At 58.4% G+C, this 18,404-nt stretch carries 15 protein-coding genes and 3 tRNA genes; 10 read left to right on the top strand and 8 right to left on the bottom strand.

What is annotated here, in order from left to right:
• Positions 1-949 precede the first annotated feature (949 nt).
• The 7 genes from AC07N4_RS03000 to AC07N4_RS03030 form a co-directional block, all read right to left on the bottom strand.
• Positions 950-1,036 (bottom strand) — tRNA-Leu (locus tag AC07N4_RS03000).
• A 194-nt stretch (positions 1,037-1,230) separates the two neighbouring features.
• Positions 1,231-1,304 (bottom strand) — tRNA-Cys (locus tag AC07N4_RS03005).
• A gap of 47 nt (positions 1,305-1,351) precedes the next feature.
• Positions 1,352-1,427 (bottom strand) — tRNA-Gly (locus tag AC07N4_RS03010).
• 60 nt (positions 1,428-1,487) lie between these two features.
• Complete coding sequence (pgsA, locus tag AC07N4_RS03015) at positions 1,488-2,048, bottom strand: CDP-diacylglycerol--glycerol-3-phosphate 3-phosphatidyltransferase (protein ID WP_085730785.1); 561 nt, start codon at positions 2,046-2,048, stop codon at positions 1,488-1,490.
• 32 nt (positions 2,049-2,080) lie between these two features.
• Complete coding sequence (uvrC, locus tag AC07N4_RS03020; protein ID WP_102622250.1) at positions 2,081-3,904, bottom strand: excinuclease ABC subunit UvrC; 1,824 nt, start codon at positions 3,902-3,904, stop codon at positions 2,081-2,083.
• A gap of 2 nt (positions 3,905-3,906) precedes the next feature.
• Positions 3,907-4,548 (bottom strand): response regulator transcription factor GacA, encoded by a 642-nt coding sequence (gacA, locus tag AC07N4_RS03025; protein WP_032829778.1) that lies wholly within the window; start codon positions 4,546-4,548, stop codon positions 3,907-3,909.
• Between the two features lie 127 nt (positions 4,549-4,675).
• The gene (locus AC07N4_RS03030) at positions 4,676-5,140 is read right to left on the bottom strand and encodes a GNAT family N-acetyltransferase (protein ID WP_273536729.1); all 465 of its coding nucleotides are present in this window, start codon (positions 5,138-5,140) and stop codon (positions 4,676-4,678) included.
• Positions 5,141-5,324: 184 nt separating this feature from the next.
• Between AC07N4_RS03030 and AC07N4_RS03035 the strand changes: the two genes are divergently transcribed.
• Together AC07N4_RS03035 and AC07N4_RS03040 are read left to right on the top strand one after the other, a co-directional pair.
• Positions 5,325-5,453, top strand: coding sequence for a hypothetical protein (locus AC07N4_RS03035; RefSeq protein ID WP_255261935.1), 129 nt, complete (start codon positions 5,325-5,327; stop codon positions 5,451-5,453).
• A 334-nt stretch (positions 5,454-5,787) separates the two neighbouring features.
• Complete coding sequence (locus AC07N4_RS03040) at positions 5,788-6,864, top strand: 3-deoxy-7-phosphoheptulonate synthase (protein ID WP_493064907.1); 1,077 nt, start codon at positions 5,788-5,790, stop codon at positions 6,862-6,864.
• A 47-nt stretch (positions 6,865-6,911) separates the two neighbouring features.
• Here the strand turns inward: AC07N4_RS03040 and AC07N4_RS03045 are convergent, their stop codons facing one another.
• Positions 6,912-8,021 (bottom strand): hypothetical protein, encoded by a 1,110-nt coding sequence (locus AC07N4_RS03045; protein ID WP_493064908.1) that lies wholly within the window; start codon positions 8,019-8,021, stop codon positions 6,912-6,914.
• Positions 8,022-8,358: 337 nt separating this feature from the next.
• Here AC07N4_RS03045 and AC07N4_RS03050 point away from each other — a divergent pair, with 337 nt between their 5' ends.
• The 8 genes from AC07N4_RS03050 (at position 8,359) to AC07N4_RS03085 (ending at position 18,403) form a co-directional block, all read left to right on the top strand.
• A complete protein-coding gene (locus AC07N4_RS03050; protein ID WP_493064909.1) occupies positions 8,359-9,228 on the top strand; it encodes an esterase/lipase family protein in 870 nt (289 codons plus the stop codon).
• 97 nt (positions 9,229-9,325) lie between these two features.
• Positions 9,326-9,607, top strand: a complete 282-nt coding sequence (locus AC07N4_RS03055; protein WP_041478733.1) for a peptidylprolyl isomerase — start codon at positions 9,326-9,328, stop codon at positions 9,605-9,607.
• Positions 9,608-9,742: 135 nt separating this feature from the next.
• Positions 9,743-11,611: an extracellular solute-binding protein gene (locus tag AC07N4_RS03060; RefSeq protein WP_102622253.1), complete on the top strand. Its 1,869-nt coding sequence runs from the start codon at positions 9,743-9,745 to the stop codon at positions 11,609-11,611.
• Complete coding sequence (locus AC07N4_RS03065) at positions 11,611-12,672, top strand: microcin C ABC transporter permease YejB (protein WP_096821570.1); 1,062 nt, start codon at positions 11,611-11,613, stop codon at positions 12,670-12,672. The genes AC07N4_RS03060 and AC07N4_RS03065 overlap by 1 nt, the downstream gene beginning before the upstream one ends.
• Positions 12,672-13,694, top strand: a complete 1,023-nt coding sequence (locus AC07N4_RS03070) for an ABC transporter permease (RefSeq protein WP_102622254.1) — start codon at positions 12,672-12,674, stop codon at positions 13,692-13,694. Before AC07N4_RS03065 ends, AC07N4_RS03070 begins: the two co-directional genes overlap by 1 nt.
• A 13-nt stretch (positions 13,695-13,707) precedes the next feature.
• Positions 13,708-15,282, top strand: coding sequence for an ABC transporter ATP-binding protein (locus AC07N4_RS03075; protein ID WP_493064910.1), 1,575 nt, complete (start codon positions 13,708-13,710; stop codon positions 15,280-15,282).
• 40 nt (positions 15,283-15,322) lie between these two features.
• Positions 15,323-16,738 carry a sigma-54 interaction domain-containing protein gene (locus tag AC07N4_RS03080; protein ID WP_192558128.1) on the top strand — a complete coding sequence of 472 codons (1,416 nt, stop codon included), beginning with the start codon at positions 15,323-15,325 and terminating at the stop codon, positions 16,736-16,738.
• Positions 16,739-17,011: 273 nt separating this feature from the next.
• Positions 17,012-18,403, top strand: coding sequence for a GntP family permease (locus AC07N4_RS03085; protein WP_102622257.1), 1,392 nt, complete (start codon positions 17,012-17,014; stop codon positions 18,401-18,403).
• Position 18,404: the final 1 nt, after the last annotated feature.

Genomic DNA, 18,404 nt, shown 5'->3' on the forward strand with positions numbered 1-18,404 from the left:
AGGATCGTCGGGCGCCGCGCAAAAGTGACTGCGGATAGGCCAAGGCTGATGTCGCCTCTGCCGATAATCTGCATATCGCTCCATTCGCGCGGCGTAGAAAAGCCGAACGGGTCGCGCTATCAGTCGACAGGACGCTCCAGATTGCCGACGCGGGGAGGCAAACTGCTGGGCCCCAAGCAAATTCAACAGAGAAACTGCGCACGCATTCGCCAGCGCCACCAAAGCGATAAAACGTGATGTCCTTTTCATGCCTCCACCTTTTATCGCACACCGTGTGATCTTCCTGATTGCAGGCTAGTTAGCTGTCTGTAGCGTAGTCTGTCATGAACCAATCCAACTGATATTTGATTCAGGCCCTGCATCCATGTAGAAGACAGTAGTACACCTGTAAACATTTTTCCTTTTCGAGATCAGACACTCGATTCCGCTGAGCAAAACTTTCCAGGCGTAGCAAGCAACCTTACGACCAGGAGCCACTCCATCACCTAATCTGCCATGAGTGTTCGTGATGCACGAGCGCGGTGTGCTCTGCGCTCGCACTATAGAAGATACCCCCCTTGTTACAAGTGAGCCCTGACGTCAAAAGCAAGACCAACTGGCAGCAATGCACTTCCACCACTGCAATTGGCACGAACTCCAGACGCTTCTTCAGGTGGCCGTTGAATGGCTTGCGAGCAACTCCCCATTCCACGTGGCGTGGCTAATTAGAGTTCCGCAGGGGAAGACGGAGGCCAAGCGAAATATCGAAGCCAGGGGCGAACTGGCAGCATCATGCAGACCAAGGATCAATTTAGGAATATTACTGCAGTAGTAACCGAGTCGTACGTTCGGAATCGCCGGAGTAAAGAGATCATGCCCACGAAGTGAATTGCGGACCAATGTCAAAATTGCGACCCAGAAACAAACAAGGGTTTGCATCAGCTTTCGCCCGCAAACCCTTGATTCAAGATGGTGCCCGAAGCCGGAATCGAACCGGCACGCCCTTACGAGCGGGGGATTTTAAGTCCCATGCGTCTACCAGTTTCGCCATTCGGGCGGTAGCGCGGTACTGCGTTGCCCTGATGCCGGTTCACAATCCTGACAGATTGCTGCCCGTACAGCAGAGGGGGAAATATATACATCACTTCCCCGTGAAGCAAGTTGGCAAAGGCCGTTTTAAAGACTAAATCTTTCAGCGCAATGCAATAAAAAAAGCTCCGTAAATCATGGATCTACGGAGCTTATTTATAGTGGAGGCCGAGGTCGGAATCGAACCGGCGTAGGTGGATTTGCAATCCACTGCATAACCATTTTGCTACTCGGCCTCAAAAACATTTGCTGTCAGTAGCGCGACAACAAACGCTGTAAAACTTGGAGCGGGAAACGAGACTCGAACTCGCGACCCCGACCTTGGCAAGGTCGTGCTCTACCAACTGAGCTATTCCCGCTTGGTGTGGCGCATTCTATAGAAATCAGAAGCGCCGTCAACCCCTTGATTCAAAAAAGTTTTATTTCTTTTCAACATCGGTCTTCAGATGCGGCCAGGCAGCCCGAAGGTATTGAACCATCGACCACAAGGTCAGGCCTGCAGAAACCATCAGCAACGTGTAACCGATGAAAACCCAGAAGCTGAAAACCTTGGGGTTGGCCAGAAGGATCACCAGTGCAAGCATTTGCGCAGCGGTTTTCCATTTGCCCAGGTTCGATACAGCCACATGAGCCCGCGCACCAAGTTCGGCCATCCACTCACGTAACGCCGAAACGACGATCTCGCGACCGATGATGACGGCCGCCGGCAACGTGAGCCACAGGTTGCCGTGTTCCTGCACCAGCAACACCAGTGCAACAGCAACCATCAGTTTGTCAGCGACAGGATCCAGAAACGCTCCAAACGGAGTGCTTTGCTCCAGGCGTCGCGCCAGATAACCATCCAGCCAGTCCGTTGCCGCTGCGAAGGCAAAGACCGAACTTGAGGCCAGATAACTCCACTGGTAAGGCAGATAGAACAGCAAAATGAAGATCGGGATGAGCAGGACACGGAGAACGGTAATCAGATTAGGGATATTCATCGGCACAACTGGCTACGAGGTGAATGGGCATTCTACTCACTATGCAGGTTTGCATAAATCGACTCTGCTAGCTTTTTGCTGATCCCCGGCGCTTTGGCGATCTCTTCGATGCTTGCACGAGACAGCTCCTGCAATCCACCAAAATGTTTCAACAAGTCCCTGCGCCGAGTCGGCCCCACGCCTGCCACGCCTTCCAGCGTCGACGTACGACGGGTTTTGCCACGGCGCGCACGGTGTCCAGTGATCGCAAAGCGGTGAGCTTCGTCACGAATCTGCTGAATCAGGTGCAACGCCGGAGAGTCGCCACGCAACGTGAATTCGTGCGCGGCATCATTCAGATACAAAGTCTCGAACCCAGCCTTGCGCGTCGCACCTTTCGCTACACCCAGCAGGATCAGGTCCGGCACGGCCAGTTCGTTGAGCACATCGCGCGCCATCGACAACTGCCCTTTGCCGCCGTCCACCAACAGAATGTCCGGCAACTTGCCCTCACCGTCCTTCAGCTTGCTGAAGCGCCGGGTCAACGCCTGGTGCATGGCGGCATAATCATCACCCGCCGTCACGCCTTCGATGTTGTATCGGCGGTAATCCGATTTGATTGCCCCTTCCGGCCCGAACACTACACAGGACGCAACGGTTGCCTCGCCGCTGGAATGACTGATGTCGTAGCACTCCAGACGCTGTGGTGGCTCGTCCAGTTTCAGCACCTCGGCCAATGCCTCGAAACGGGCCGCAACGTGCTGACGATTGGCCAGCCTCGCGCCCAGCGCCTGTTCGGCGTTGGTCACGGCCAATTGCTGCCAGCGCGCCCTTGTACCGCGAACCCGATGACTGATGGACAGTTCGCGACCGCGCAGCTCCTGGATCGCTTCGATCAATGTGGGAAAGTCTTCATGAACGACATTGACGATCAGTTCACTTGGCAGATCCCGCTCGGGGCTGCTGATGAAATACTGGCCAAGAAACGCAGCCATGACTTCGGCAACGTCTTCCTCGATCCCGACCTGCGGGAAAAAGTTCTTGCTGCCCAGAACCCGCCCTCCCCGCACGCTGATTAAATGCACGCAGGCGCCACCGGGGTTGACGAAGGCTGCGATCACATCGATATCGCCAGTCCCGCCTTCCATGCTCTGCTGATCCTGAACCCGACGCAGCAATGCAATCTGATCGCGCAGTTCGGCAGCGCGCTCGAACTCGAGGTTGATTGCAGCCTCTTCCATCGCAGTGGACAGTTCGTTGGTCAACGCATGGCTGCGCCCCTCGAGGAACATCACCGAGTGCCGCACGTCTTCGGCGTAAACCTCAGGCTCGACCAGCCCGACACAGGGAGCCTTGCAGCGTTTGATCTGGTACTGCAGGCACGGACGCGTCCGGTTCTTGTAGTAGCTGTCTTCGCACTGACGTACAAAGAATGTCTTCTGCAGAAGGCTGAGGCTTTCGCGAATTGCCCCTGCACTCGGATAAGGCCCGAAGTACTTGCCCTTGGCCTTCTTGGCACCGCGATGAATGCTCAGGCGAGGGAATTGTCCGTCAGACAGAAACACATACGGATAAGACTTGTCGTCGCGCAACAGGATGTTGTACGGCGGCCGCCACTCCTTGATCAGCGTTTGCTCAAGCAGCAGGGCTTCGGTTTCGTTAGCGGTAATGGTAGTTTCGACCTGGGCGATTCGCCCGACCAGCGCGGCGGTTTTAGGTGCCAGTCCGGTTTTTCGAAAGTAACTGGCCAGGCGCTTCTTCAGATTCTTGGCCTTGCCGACGTACAACAGACGCGCATCGCTGTCGAACATGCGGTAAACGCCGGGGCGCCCGCTGACAGTCGACAGGAAGGCGCCGGAATCGAATGTTTCAGTCATGGTCAGAGGCTGGCATCAACCATGCCGTGACGAACTGCCAGAAGCGTCAGCTCGACATCACTGCTGATCGAAAGCTTCTCGAAAATGCGATAACGGTAGGTGTTTACGGTTTTTGGCGACAGGCACAATTTGTCGGAAATGATCTGCACCTTCTGGCACCCGACAATCATCAAGGCAATCTGGATTTCCCGCTCCGACAAGGCATCGAACGGAGAGTCGTTGGTTGGCTGGAAGGACTTGATCGCCAGTTGCTGGGCAATCTGCGGACTGATGTAGCGCTGACCGGCAAAGACCAGGCGGATGGCCTGTACCATTTCCGGCAATCCAGCACCCTTGGTCAGGTAACCCGCGGCTCCCGCCTGCAGCAATCGGGTAGGAAACGGATCTTCTTCGCACACGGTGACTGCAACCACCTTGATGTCCGGATGGCTGCGCAACAGTTTGCGCGTGGCTTCCAGGCCGCCGATGCCAGGCATCTTGACGTCCATCAGCACCACGTCTGGCTTCAGCTCACGGGCCTTGATAAGGGATTCTTCCCCGGACTCGGCCTGGCCAACCACTTGCAGGCCATCGATATCGGCCAGCATCCGTGTAATGCCCGTACGAACGAGATCATGGTCATCGACCACTAGCACCCTAATCAAGCAGACACCTCGCGATATGGTCTTATTGGGATGCCGGACACCTTAGCAAAAAGTGCCAGACAGACCTAGCGGCAAGCAGCATATAAAAAGTTTCAATTCATCATTCAGGGCTTGCCGGCCGTGCGTTTCAGAGCACACGTGTACTGAATTCGAGATGCATCCTCAGGAAACACTCGTCCTCGCCCTGCACAACCATTCCCTTTCTGCGATACAGGTTTTGCGCCGGATTGTTCTTGAACACTGTCAGACGCAATGCCGGGCGACGTTCAAGGTGCGCAATTGCAACAACCTGATCGATCGCCCAGGAACCTGCACCTTGTCCCTGAAATCCCCCGCAGACCTGTAACTCGCGAATGTACAACGCTCGGGCATCACGACTGAGGCTGAAATAACCTACTGGCCTGCCTTCGCATTCGATCATCCAGTTTTCGCGCCCGGCCCAGGCGATATCGAAAGCTTCGTCCTGCCACAGCAGATCGTAGCTGATGTAATAGCGGAGCATATTCTGGCAAGTGATTTCTCGCGTAAACGACAGGTCATCGGGCGTCGCCGGTCGCAAATGAAACCTTGTTTGCACATCCACCACCTTCATGCCTTGCCCTCCCCTGATGCCAACCTCGACGCGACTCAACCTTGAACCGCTGAAAACGGCAGAGTGTGTCATAGCTTGCCGAAGGCTCAACCGATAGAGGACGTCTTGTACCTTCAATAGCATTTTCTGATTGCTGACGCGCATCAGGCTCTAGTAAGCTCGGCGCATTCATCGGAGACACATCATGTTCAACGCCCTTGCACAGCTTCTTGCCACCAGCGCCCAGCGCTCGGTTGCGGCTGCGCGCGTGAACAACATTTGCGCTCCAGCCAGCTTTTATTTTGGGTATTGGTTTAGCCACTGGCGCGCCTGATACCCACACGGCGCCCATATAGACGGGTCGCCTACCAGAGAATTCTCAACCCCCGGTCGGCCTCCCGACCGGGGGTTTTGTTTTTTCAGGCCCTGAACTTTCAGCGACACACCAGACATTTGAGGAATCACGACATGAACTACGCCACTTATTACCGCTACGACAGTTTTACCGCCTGGCGATTTAGCAGCCTCCGCTCGGGACAGCCTGCCGCCTCCGATCGGTCACCCACAGGTGGCAAGCCAACACATGTAGCCAATACGGCCAACTGTCGAACACCCCAATAGGGCCGAGTCGGCGGGAAAGACCCGCGACCAGCCCAGGAAGACCGAATATGAACTCGTCCGTTTCTGCTCTGCCACTGTCCACCCTGAACCCGGCCAACGAAGCATTGACCCTGCGTCTGCCCAGTTCGCTGCAACTCAAGCAGCAATTGCCCCTGAGCAATGTCTTGAACCAGCAGGTTGCCAATCACCGCCAGGCCATCCGCGCCATTCTCAACGGCGAAGACCACCGTTTGCTGGTCGTTGTCGGCCCTTGCTCCATTCACGATCCCGAATCAGCGCTCGAATACGCCGAAAAACTTGTCCGACTGGCCAACGACGTCAGTCAGGAAATGCTGCTCGTGATGCGTGCCTACGTCGAAAAACCCCGCACCACCGTCGGCTGGAAGGGTCTCGCGTACGATCCCCATCTGGACGGCAGCGACGACATGGCCGCCGGCCTGACGTTGTCACGCGAACTGATGCTGGAAATGATCCGCCTCGGCCTGCCTGTTGCCACCGAACTTCTGCAACCCATGGCTGCTGGCTACTTCGACGACCTGCTCAGTTGGGTTGCCATCGGTGCGCGAACAACCGAATCACAGATTCATCGCGAGATGGCCAGCGGACTCAGCATGCCAGTCGGCTTCAAGAACGGCACCGATGGCGGAGTATCCATTGCCGTCGACGCAATGCGCTCAGCGGCTCATCCACATCGTCATTTCGGCGTAGACAGCCAGGGCCATCCGGCAATCATTCCGACTTCGGGCAACCCGGACACGCACCTGGTCCTGCGCGGCGGCCATCACGGGCCGAACTACGACCGCGCCAGCGTTTCCCGAATCCATACCGAACTGAGCCGCCTGAAAATCCCGAGCCGGATCATGGTCGATTGCAGTCACGCCAACAGCGGCAAGGACCCTCTGCGTCAGCCGGAAGTATTCAACGATGTGCTGGAACAACGCCTGCAAGGCGATCGCTCACTGGTCGGCATGATGATCGAGTCGCACCTGTTCGAAGGATGCCAGCCTCTGAGCGAGTCGTTGCGTTACGGCGTTTCCGTGACCGATGGCTGCCTGGGCTTCAGTGCCACGGAACACCTGCTGCTCAATGCAGCCGACCGCCTTCGGACACAACCTCTGCCTTGATTGCAAAAGCAGCCTTCCGTAGCAGATACGCGCGGAAGGCTGTTTGATCATTCCTGTACGTGCAACAAGACACCCTCGGAAACCTGGCTGACATCGTCCAGTCGCTCGACGGAATAAGACACACGCACGACCGTATTGATGTGTTCACGCCAGAATCGATGGGGAACGATAAAGACGATTGGCTCAACTTCCATCCCGCTGCTGATTTCCCGATCATCACGATGAAAGAAGAACTCTCCATCGCACTTGAGATAAACCAGCTCTCCAACCTCCAGTTGCGCATTGCTGATCACCACACTGACCCCGTCAATGGTGTCCTTTACGTCGAGTATCCTGCCTTCCGCCTCCAACACTTGTGGCGCGGTCAGTTCGCCCCGCACCAGCGGAGCAATGTTGACTCGCGTAACCCCTGACTCACGAATCGCACCACTTTTCTGTTCTATGCAGTACTGAACCACCACCTCTCCACCCAGGTGCGGGGCGATGAATTGTGGGTTGACACCGAATACCAGCGGCTCTCCAACAGCAAAGGATTCGACGATCAGACAGTCCCGAAAGGAAGCGTGCTCTACGGGACCTTGCCAGATCAACGCCACCCGGTCTCCCGCTGCCATTCCGGCGTAAGGCTGCAGGGTGACCGTAGTTCCATCGATGACACGCGCAGGCTCAAGATTCCCTCCGACAGCATCGTCAATGATGGCCGGCAGCAGACTGTAACGAACATCTCCGACATCCAGTCGTTCTCGAGCGGAGGTCACCGGCATCGGCCTTGAAGCGCTGGTCAATGTCCAGAAGACCTCCAGTGAACCGCCGTCCAATGCCGCGATGTGAGGGCTTCTGACGACAAATACAATTTCCTTTCCCAACTGGGCTACGCTGACGAATCGAACGCCTTCGTTTCGGTACGGCATGCCCTCGATATCAAGACCGTGCCAGCTCAATACCACCCTGTCGCCGCAAGCCATATCGGGATAAGGCGCAATCCGCACGACGACCTTGTTCCGCGAGGGATCAAGAACCGCATCCTCCACAGCGTCGAGGGTGACTGCGGGCAGTGAGTCAACCGGCTCATGACTGCAAGACTGCCCGGATGACTCGATCATTGTTGCGACCAAAGCGTTGCCTTGCGTTGCTTCCTGCGCGTTCTGCGTATTCATTCGTAGCTCCATTCCCTGGAAATACCCTGCAGCTGGCTTGCTGCGTCGAAGAGCCTCTATTCAAGCCGCTTCATCAACAATTTAATGTCGTCCGTTCGCTGTGCAGAACGCGGGCAAGTGCATCACATGAAGTAGGCAACGGCAGGAAAAACACATGGGGCAACGCAGGAGATGTCCAAACATTCCGATCTGGACTTCAAACATCAGGGAAGTTTCGTTCAGGTGCTGATCCAGTTTCCGGTGCTGAACCGGGACTCTTCATACATCGTGAGCTCCACGGCTGTTTTAGAGTGGCACCGTGTAAATATCGATGAAGTTCTGCGATCAAGGATGAAAAATGCAACGAAATACCACAACTCTTTATCCCATCCTGCTGGTGCACGGTCTGTTCGGATTCGAGCGGATCGGCCCTTTTGAACTGTTCCACGACGTCAAACAGGCGCTGAAGGCCGTCGGCGTACAGGTGTTCGTGCCGCACCTCTCAGCCATTCATGACAATGAAGTACGAGGCAAACAACTGCTCGGGCAGATTGATTCTGTGCTCAGAGGCACAGGTGCGAGCAAAGTCAACCTGATCGGTCATAGTCAGGGCGCATTGGCGGCTCGCTATGCCGCAGCGGTTGCCCCGCAAAGGGTTGCTTCCGTGACTTCGGTCAGTGGGCCGAACCACGGCTCGGAGCTCGCGGATTTCTTGCGCAAGGCACTGATTCCTGGAAGGTTGCCAGAGAGCGTCGCGCAGAATGTGGCCACGCTGTTTTCCGACCTTCTATGCCTGCTCGGTGGAACCACAGTCCTGCCGAAAAATGCGCTGGCCGCATTGAATGCACTGACGACCGTAGGGGTCGGGGATTTCAATGACAAATATCCGCAAGCCCTGCCAGAGAGCTGGGGCGCGCAGGGAGCCGAACGGGTCAATGGTGTCCGCTACTATTCCTGGAGCGGCGTCGTGCCGGAAATGAATCTGCAAACATTCGATCCTGTTCATGGCATTTGCCGGGCGCTGTCGCAGTACTTCATCACCGAGCCCGGCCAGAACGACGGGTTTGTTGGCCGCTACAGCTCTCATCTGGGCACCGTGATCCGTTCCGACTACCCATTTGATCACTTGCGCAGCTTGCGTCGAGCCTCCGGTGAGCCAGCCGGCTCAGCCGATTCGATCCAGTTGTACGTCGAGCACGCCTTGCGCCTGCAGGCAGCTAATCTCTGAGAGCCGGCCTCAGACAGCCGAACGGAACTTTGCCGAGAAATCGGCCACTGAATCCGGTAGGCTCCACCCTTTACTGATTTGATTGGAGATTTTTCCCATGGCTAAAGCCACCGCCCGCCACATCCTGGTTTCCAGCGAAGACAAGTGCAACGAACTCAAGGCCCAGATCGAAGCCGGCGCCGATTTCGCTGAAGTCGCCAAAGCCAACTCCACTTGCCCGTCCAGCCGTCAGGGCGGTGATCTGGGCTCGTTCGGCCCGGGCCAGATGGTCAAGGAATTCGATACCGTGGTTTTCAGCGCCCCGATCAATGTCGTCCAGGGCCCGGTCAAGACCCAGTTCGGTTATCACCTGCTGGAAGTCACCAGCCGTCAGGACTGATCCTTCGTCCGCTGAGCTGTGTAACGGCCCGCAAGATGGCGGGCCGTTGTGTTTTGGTTACACCACGCGACTGGCGAACAGCGCTGCGCTCGCGTACAAATTGCGCTTATCGATTACCCGGCTCTAAGGCTGACAATGCGACTGGCTTTCTCCACTTTGATGTTCACTGCCGTGGCTCTGCTGCTGAGCGCCGCCGGTGTGAGCGCTGCACCGCAGCATGCATTGACCGTTTACGGCGAACCGGCAAAGTACCCGGCCAATTTCAGTCACTTCGACTACACCAATCCGCAGGCCCCCAAGGGCGGAACGATGCGCCGCTCGGCGATCGAAATCGGTCACTTCGACCATGTCCTGCCCTACATCGACAAAGGCATCGGCGTCACCCAGATCGATGGCCTGCTGTATTCCCCGCTGGCCCAGCGCTCGATGGACGAGCCCTACACCGTCTACGGACTGGTGGCACAAAAGATGGAGCGTTCCGAGGACGGTTTGTCCCTACGCTTCTTCATCAACCCCAAGGCACGCTTCGCCGACGGCAAACCGATCACAGCCGAAGACGTGCGCTACACCTACGACTTGCTGATGACCCAGGGCAGCCTGCGCTATCGCACCCAGTTCGCCGACGTCAAAGGCGTCGAAGTCGAGGCGCCGCTCACCGTGCGCTTCGATTTCAAAAGCAATGAAAACCGCACCTTGCCGCTGGATATCGCAACCCTGCCGGTGTTTCCCGAGCATTGGTGGAAGACCCGGGATTTCGCTGGCGGTGGCGGCTATGAACCTCCGCTGGGCAGCGGCCCGTACCGAGTCGGAAAAGTCGACTCCGGACGCAGTATCACCTTCGAGCGCAATGGCGACTGGTGGGGCAAGGACTTGCCGGTCAGCCGCGGGCTCTACAATTTCGATCACTTCAGCATCGAGTACTTCGGCGACACCGATGTCGCCCGCCAGGTGTTGCGCGGCGGCGCCTACGACTACAACCGCGAATTTTCCGCTACTGGCTACTCGATCGGCTACGACAGCCCGGCCCTGAGCGACGGGCGCCTGCAGAAGGCTCACCTGGCAACCGAGGCGCCGCAATCGGCCCAGGGCTTCGTGTTCAACCTGCAAAAACCGATGTTCCAGGACCGCCGCGTACGTCAGGCCCTGGCCATGCTCTGGGACTTCGAATGGAGCAACCGGCAGATGATGCGCAACATGTACATCCGCCAGCAGAGTTACTTTTCCAACAGCGCCCTCGCTGCCAGTGAACTGCCAGACGCCGCCGAACTGAAGATCCTTGAACCACTGCGCGGACAAATCCCCGACGAGGTATTCACGAAGGTCTTCGAGGCGCCGAAAACCGACGGCAGCGGACTGATCCGTGACAAGCAGCTTCAGGCACTCGAACTGCTTGAACAGGCGGGCTGGAAACCCGACGGCGACCAATTGGTCAACGCGCAGGGCGAGCCGCTGAGCTTCACCTTCCTGGTCAGCCAGAACGGCATGGACCGCTTGCTGCTGCCCTACAAGCGCACGTTGAAACAAATCGGCATCAATCTCGATATCCGCCGCATCGACTCCTCGCAATACGTCAACCGGCTGATGAGCCGCGATTACGACATGATTGTCACGGGCTACCCGGTCACCACCTCACCCGGTGGGGAACTGCTCAACTACTTCGGGTCCGCTTCGGCCAACGATCCTGGCGCCAACAACTACATGGTGCTGAAAAACCCGGCAGTCGACACCTTGATCAATGGTCTGATCCGCGCCTCGACCCAGCCAGATATGCTGCATTACGCCCACGCGCTGGACCGGGTGCTGCAATGGAACTACTACTGGATCCCCAATTATTACCCGCCCGGCACCTCGACCGTCTGGTGGAACCGCTTCGGCATCCCGACCGTGCAGGCGAGCAATGACGAAGCGATCGAGAGCTGGTGGGAAATCAGCAGCACGCCGCTGACCAACCAGCAGATGACGGCCGAGAAGATCAGCCGTGGCAGACCCGGAGGGCCGCACTGATGTGGGCTTACATACTGCGGCGTCTGCTGCTGATCATCCCGACCCTGGTGATCATTCTGCTGGTCAACTTCGTGATCATCCAGGCCGCCCCTGGCGGTCCGGTGGAACAGGCCATCGCTCATTTGCAAGGCATCGGTGGCGCCAATGTCGGCGGTGGTGCAAGCGAAACCATGAGCAGCACCTCCCGCGCCAGCCGGGGCCTTGATCCGCAGCTGATCAAGGACATCGAAAAACAGTACGGCTTCGACAAACCGGCCCATGAACGCCTGTGGCTGATGCTCAAGAACTACGCGCAGCTGGATTTCGGCAAGAGCTTCTTCCGGGGCGCCACGGTCACCGACCTGATCCTGCAGAAAATGCCGGTGACCATTTCCCTCGGGCTGTGGGCGACGCTGATCACCTATCTGGTGTCGATCCCGCTGGGCATTCGCAAAGCCGTGCACCACGGCAGTCATTTCGATATCTGGAGCAGTACGGCGATCATCATCGGTTACGCGATGCCGGCGTTTCTGTTCGCGATGTTTCTGATCGTTGTGTTTGCCGGCGGTACGTCGCTGAACTGGTTTCCGGTGCGCGGGCTTGTTTCGGACAACTTCGAGTCGCTGTCGACGCTGGGCAAGGTTGCCGACTACTTCTGGCACCTTGTTCTGCCGGTCACTGCACTGGTGATTGGTGGCTTCGCGACCCTGACCATCCTCACCAAGAACTCGTTCCTCAATGAAATCACCCGTCAGTACGTGGTCACCGCGCGCGCCAAAGGCCTGAGCGAACGCCGGGTGCTGTATGGCCATGTGTTTCGCAACGCGATGTTGCTGGTAGTGTCGGGCATTCCCCAGGCGTTCATCAGTGTGTTCTTCGCCGGTTCGTTGCTGATCGAGGTGATTTTCTCCCTCGACGGCCTTGGGCGCATGAGCTACGAAGCGGCCGTATCCCGCGACTATCCGGTGGTGTTTGGTTCGCTGTTCATCTTCACCCTGTTCGGCCTCCTGATAAAACTGATCGGCGACCTGTGCTACACGCTGGTCGATCCGCGCATCGACTTCGCCGCGAGGAATGCCTGATGTTCAAGCTCTCGCCTCTGGGCCGTCGCCGTTTCGAACGCTTCAAGAAAAACCGTCGGGGCTGGTGGTCGCTGTGGTTGTTCATTGGTCTGTTCGTGATCAGCCTCGGTGGCGAACTGATCGCCAACGACAAACCGCTGGTCGTCAGCTATCAGGGCCAGTGGTATTTCCCGGTGTTCAAGCGCCACACCGAACAGGAATTTGGCGGCCAGTTGCCGTTCCAGGCCGATTACCGCAGCGACTACGTCCAGAATCTGATCCGCAAGGACGGTGGCTGGTTGCTGTTTCCGCCGATCCCGTTCAGTGATGACACACCGAACTACGACCTCAACAAACCGGCGCCGAGCCCACCGACTTCGGTCAACTGGCTGGGCACCGACGATCAGGCGCGGGACGTGCTGGCACGGGTGATTTTCGGCGCGCGAGTGTCGATCCTGTTCGCGCTGATGCTGACCTTCGTCAGCGCCCTGATCGGCATCGCGGCCGGCGCCCTGCAAGGCTATTACGGTGGCTGGATCGACTTGCTCGGTCAGCGCCTGCTCGAAGTCTGGTCGGGGCTGCCGGTGCTGTACCTGCTGATCATTCTGTCGGGGTTTGTCGAGCCGAACTTCTGGTGGCTGCTGGGGATCATGGCGCTGTTTTCATGGCTGGCGCTGGTGGATGTGGTGCGGGCCGAATTCCTGCGCGGGCGCAACCTCGAATACGTCAAGGCTGCGCGGGCGCTGGGCCTGACCGACCGCAAGGTGATCTTCCGGCACATCCTGCCCAATGCGATGAATGCCACGTTGAGCTACCTGCCGTTCATTCTGACCGGGGCGATTTCCACCCTGACCGCGCTGGATTTCCTGGGTTTCGGCATGCCCGCCGGCAGTGCGTCGCTGGGCGAGTTGATCGGCCAGGGCAAACAGAACCTGCAAGCACCGTGGCTGGGATTGACGGCGTTTTTCACCCTCGCGTTGATTCTGTCCTTGTTGGTATTCATCGGCGAAGCGTTGCGCGATGCCTTTGACCCGCGCTCATGAACGGATCCTTGAAATGACTGACAACCTGATCGAAATCCGTGACCTCAGCGTCGCCTTCAATGGCCACACCGTGGTGCGCAATCTGTGCCTGGACATCCGCCCCGGCGAGTGTCTGGCACTGGTCGGCGAGTCGGGGTCGGGCAAATCGGTGACAGCCCACTCGATCCTGCAACTGCTCCCGGACAGCGAAGCCCAGACCACCGGCAGCATTCGCTATCGCGGCCAGGAGCTGTTGGGAGCTGATCCCAAGACCTTGCGTGACTTGCGGGGCAACCGCATCGCGATGATCTTCCAGGAGCCGATGACCTCGCTCAACCCGCTGCACACCATCGAAAAGCAGATTGGCGAAACCCTGCTGCTGCACCGAGGCCTGGGCGGCAAAGAGGCGCAGAAACGCATTCTCGAACTGCTTGAACTGGTCGGCATCCAGAAACCGAAAGAACGGTTGAAGGCTTACCCCCACCAATTGTCCGGCGGCCAGCGACAACGCGTCATGATCGCCATGGCCCTGGCCTGCGAACCGGAACTGTTGATCGCCGACGAGCCGACCACGGCCCTCGACGTCACCGTGCAGCGCAAGATTCTGGTGCTGCTCAAATCCCTGCAACAACGGCTTGGGATGTCGCTGCTGCTGATCAGCCACGATCTCAATCTGGTGCGCAGCATCGCCCAGCGGGTGTGCGTGATGAAGGCCGGGGAAATCGTCGAGCAGGCACCGTGCGAAACCCTGTTTACAGAGCCGAAACACCCCTATAGCTGCGTGTTGCTCAATGCTGAACCTGAGGGTGAAGCGCTTCCCCGGGATGAACGGGAAAACGTGCTGGAAGTTGAAGATCTGCGGGTCGACTTCGCGGTCGGCGGCGGGCTGTTCCAGCGCAAGCAATACCTGCGTGCCGTTGACGGTATCAGCCTGAACATCCAGCGTGGCAAAACGTTGGGCATCGTCGGTGAATCCGGCTCGGGCAAGTCAACGCTGGGTCAGGCAATCCTGCGCTTACTCGATTCCGAAGGCAGCATCCGCTTTCAGGGCCAGTCCCTCGATGACCTGAACCAGAAGCAAATGCGCCCGTGGCGCCGGCAGATGCAGGTGGTGTTTCAAGATCCCTTCGGCAGCCTCAGCCCGCGCATGTCGGTGGCGCAGATCATCAGCGAAGGGCTGGAGGTACACTGCCAGTCCACCGCCGATGAGTGCGACGCCCAGGTGATTCGGGTGCTCAAGGAAGTCGGCCTCGACCCCGACAGCCGTCATCGCTACCCCCACGAATTTTCCGGTGGTCAGCGTCAGCGCATCGCCATTGCCCGGGCACTGGTGCTCAAACCGGCACTGATCCTGCTCGATGAACCCACTTCGGCGCTGGATCGCACCGTGCAGAAACAGGTGGTCGCCCTGCTCCGCCAGCTTCAGGAAAAACATGGCCTGACGTACCTGTTCATCAGCCACGACCTGGCGGTGGTCAGGGCACTGGCCCACGACATGATCGTGATCAAGGACGGCAAAGTGGTCGAACGCGGCGCCAGTCACGACGTGTTCGACTCGCCGCAGCATCCCTATACCAAAGAGCTGTTGGCGGCGGCGCATCCGGGATAGGCATAATCGCGCCACCTGACTTCCGCCAATGGACGCCGCCATGAACACCACTGAAAGCCTCAAGGATTACCAACGGGTTCGCACGCTGGCGATCCGTTCGTTGTTCGAGATCATCGAGCAATCCAGTGAGGGCACGGTGATTGTCGACCGCGACGCGAACATCGTCTGGATGAACGAGCGCTATGCCCGGCGCTTCGGGCTCGACTCTGCGGCCGGCGCCATCGGCAAACCTTGCGAAAGCGTGATACCGGGCAGTCTGCTGCGTGAAGTGGTGCGCACCGGGCGACCGATTCTGCTGGACATGCAGGACACGCCGAAAGAACCGCTGGTGGTGATGCGCCTGCCGATCCATGACGACGCCGGATCGGTGATCGGCGCCATCGGCTTCGCCCTGTTCGATGAACTGCGCAGCCTGTCGCCGATGCTCAAGCGCTACCTGAGCATGCAGGAAGAACTGGCCTCGACCCGTTCGCTGCTGCGCGCCCGGCAGACCAAATACAACTTCGCCCACTTCATCGGCACCAGCGCGGCCAGCCTGGAAGTCAAACGCCGTGCCCGCCGCAGCGCGAGTGCGGAGTCACCGGTTCTGTTGCTGGGCGAGACCGGCAGCGGCAAGGAATTGCTGGCCCAGGCGATCCACGGCGCTTCACCCCGAGCGCACAAGGCGTTCGTAAGCATCAACAGTGCGGCGATTCCCGAAGCGCTGCTCGAAGCCGAGTTCTTCGGCACCGCGCCCGGCGCCTTCACCGGTGCCGATCGCAAGGGCCGCACCGGCAAGTTGCAGATTGCTCAGGGCGGGACGCTGTTTCTCGACGAAATCGGCGACATGCCGCTGCCACTGCAAAGCAAATTGCTGCGGGTGCTTCAGGAAAAAGAATTCGAACCCGTAGGCTCCAACGACGTGATCCAGAGCGATGTGCGGGTGATTGCCGCGACCTCGACGGATCTGGAGGCGGCGATCAAGCGCGGCGAGTTCCGCGCCGACTTGTACTACCGGCTCAATGTGCTGCCGATTCAGGTGCCGCCACTGCGTGAACGGCTGGACGATTTGCCAGCCCTAAGTGAAGCGATTCTTGAAGAGCTGCGCAGCCAGCATGAACTCAATCGCGAAGCCCTGGAGCTGCTGGGGCAGCACGCCTGGCCGGGGAACATTCGCGAGTTGCGCAACGTGCTGGAACGAGCGGCGTTGCTCAGTGATGACTTGATGCTGACAGCGAGCGACATTCGCGCGGCGATTGGTACGTTTACGCCGGTCGAGCGAGCATCGACGTCAGTGTCAGAGCCAACAGGCAACGAGACCTTCAGCCAGGCTCGGGAGCGTTTTGACCGGCAGTTGATTCAATCGACCCTCGCGCAATGCGGGGGCAAGGTGATTGAAGCGGCTGAGCGATTGGGGCTTGGGCGTTCGACGCTGTACAAGAAGATGATTGCGCTGGGGATTGCAGAGTCTCAATAAAGAGACACAGATCTCCATAAAGGGACGAGATCGAAAACTTCGCGAGCAGGCTCACTCCCACAGGGAAAAACGTCCAACTGTGAGAGCGGGCTTGCCCGCGAAGTCGCGCGCCCAGACATAAAAGTCTCAAAACAGAGACGAAATCTTCAAAATCGACAACTTAAATCAAATTAAATCCATATATTTCAACAGCTTAACCATCTGGCACAGTTCTCGCTAAAGCCCTTCCCACACCCGTTTCACCCACAAAAATAACAATCGAAGGAGCACACCATGAGTGTGATCATCGCCTTGGCAGCCCTCGCGCTGCTGATGCTCGCGGCCTACCGTGGCTACAGCGTTATCCTTTTTGCCCCGATCGCCGCCCTCGGCGCCGTCCTGCTCACCGACCCGTCCGCCGTCGCCCCAGCCTTCACCGGGGTGTTCATGGAGAAAATGGTCGGCTTCATCAAACTCTACTTTCCCGTCTTCCTGCTCGGCGCCGTGTTCGGCAAGCTGATCGAGCTGTCGGGTTTCTCCCGTTCGATTGTCGCGGCAGCCATTCGCTTGCTCGGCACCCGTCAGGCGATGCTGGTGATCGTGCTGGTCTGCGCCCTGCTCACCTACGGCGGCGTATCGCTGTTCGTGGTGGTGTTTGCGGTCTATCCGTTCGCAGCGGAAATGTTCCGCCAGAGCAACATTCCCAAGCGCCTGATCCCGGCGACCATCGCCCTCGGCGCGTTCTCGTTCACCATGGACGCCCTGCCCGGCACACCACAGATCCAGAACATCATTCCCAGCACCTTCTTCAACACCACCGCGTGGGCGGCGCCCTGGTTGGGCCTGATCGGCACGATTTTCGTGTTCTGCGCCGGCATGCTGTTCTTGCAGCGTCAACGCAACAAGGCTCAGCACGCCGGCGAAGGCTATGGCACCGAACTGCGCAATGAACCGGAAACTGCCGAAGATCTGAAACTGCCAAACCCCTGGCTGGCGCTGTCGCCACTGCTGGCGGTGGGCATCATGAACCTGCTGTTCACCCAGTGGATTCCGCAGTGGTACGGCAAGACCCACAGCCTCGCGCTGCCGGGCATGGCCGCGCCGGTAACCACCGAAATCGCCAAACTCACCGCGATCTGGGCGGTGCAGGCAGCCTTGCTGGTGGGCATCCTGATGGTGTTGGCGTTCGGTTTTCAGGCGATTCGCAGCAAGCTTGCCGAAGGCAGCAAAAGCGCGGTCAGCGGTGCACTGCTGGCGGCAATGAACACCGCGTCGGAATACGGTTTCGGTGCGGTCATCGCCTCGTTGCCGGGTTTTCTGGTGCTGGCCGACTGGCTCAAGAGCATTCCCAATCCGCTGGTCAACGAAGCGATCACCGTGACCCTGCTGGCCGGTATCACCGGTTCCGCCTCGGGTGGCATGAGCATCGCCCTGGCAGCGATGTCCGAACAGTTCATCAGCGCCGCCCACGCCGCCAACATTCCGCTCGAAGTGCTGCACCGCGTGGCCGCCATGGCCAGCGGTGGCATGGACACCCTGCCGCACAATGGCGCGGTAATCACGTTGCTGGCGGTCACCGGCCTGACCCACCGTGAGGCCTACAAAGACATTTTCTGTATTACGCTGATCAAGACCCTGGCGGTTTTTGTGGTAATCGGCACTTTCTACGCCACTGGCATTGTGTGAG

This window comes from Pseudomonas sp. GW821-FHT09E04 (genome assembly GCF_059416185.1).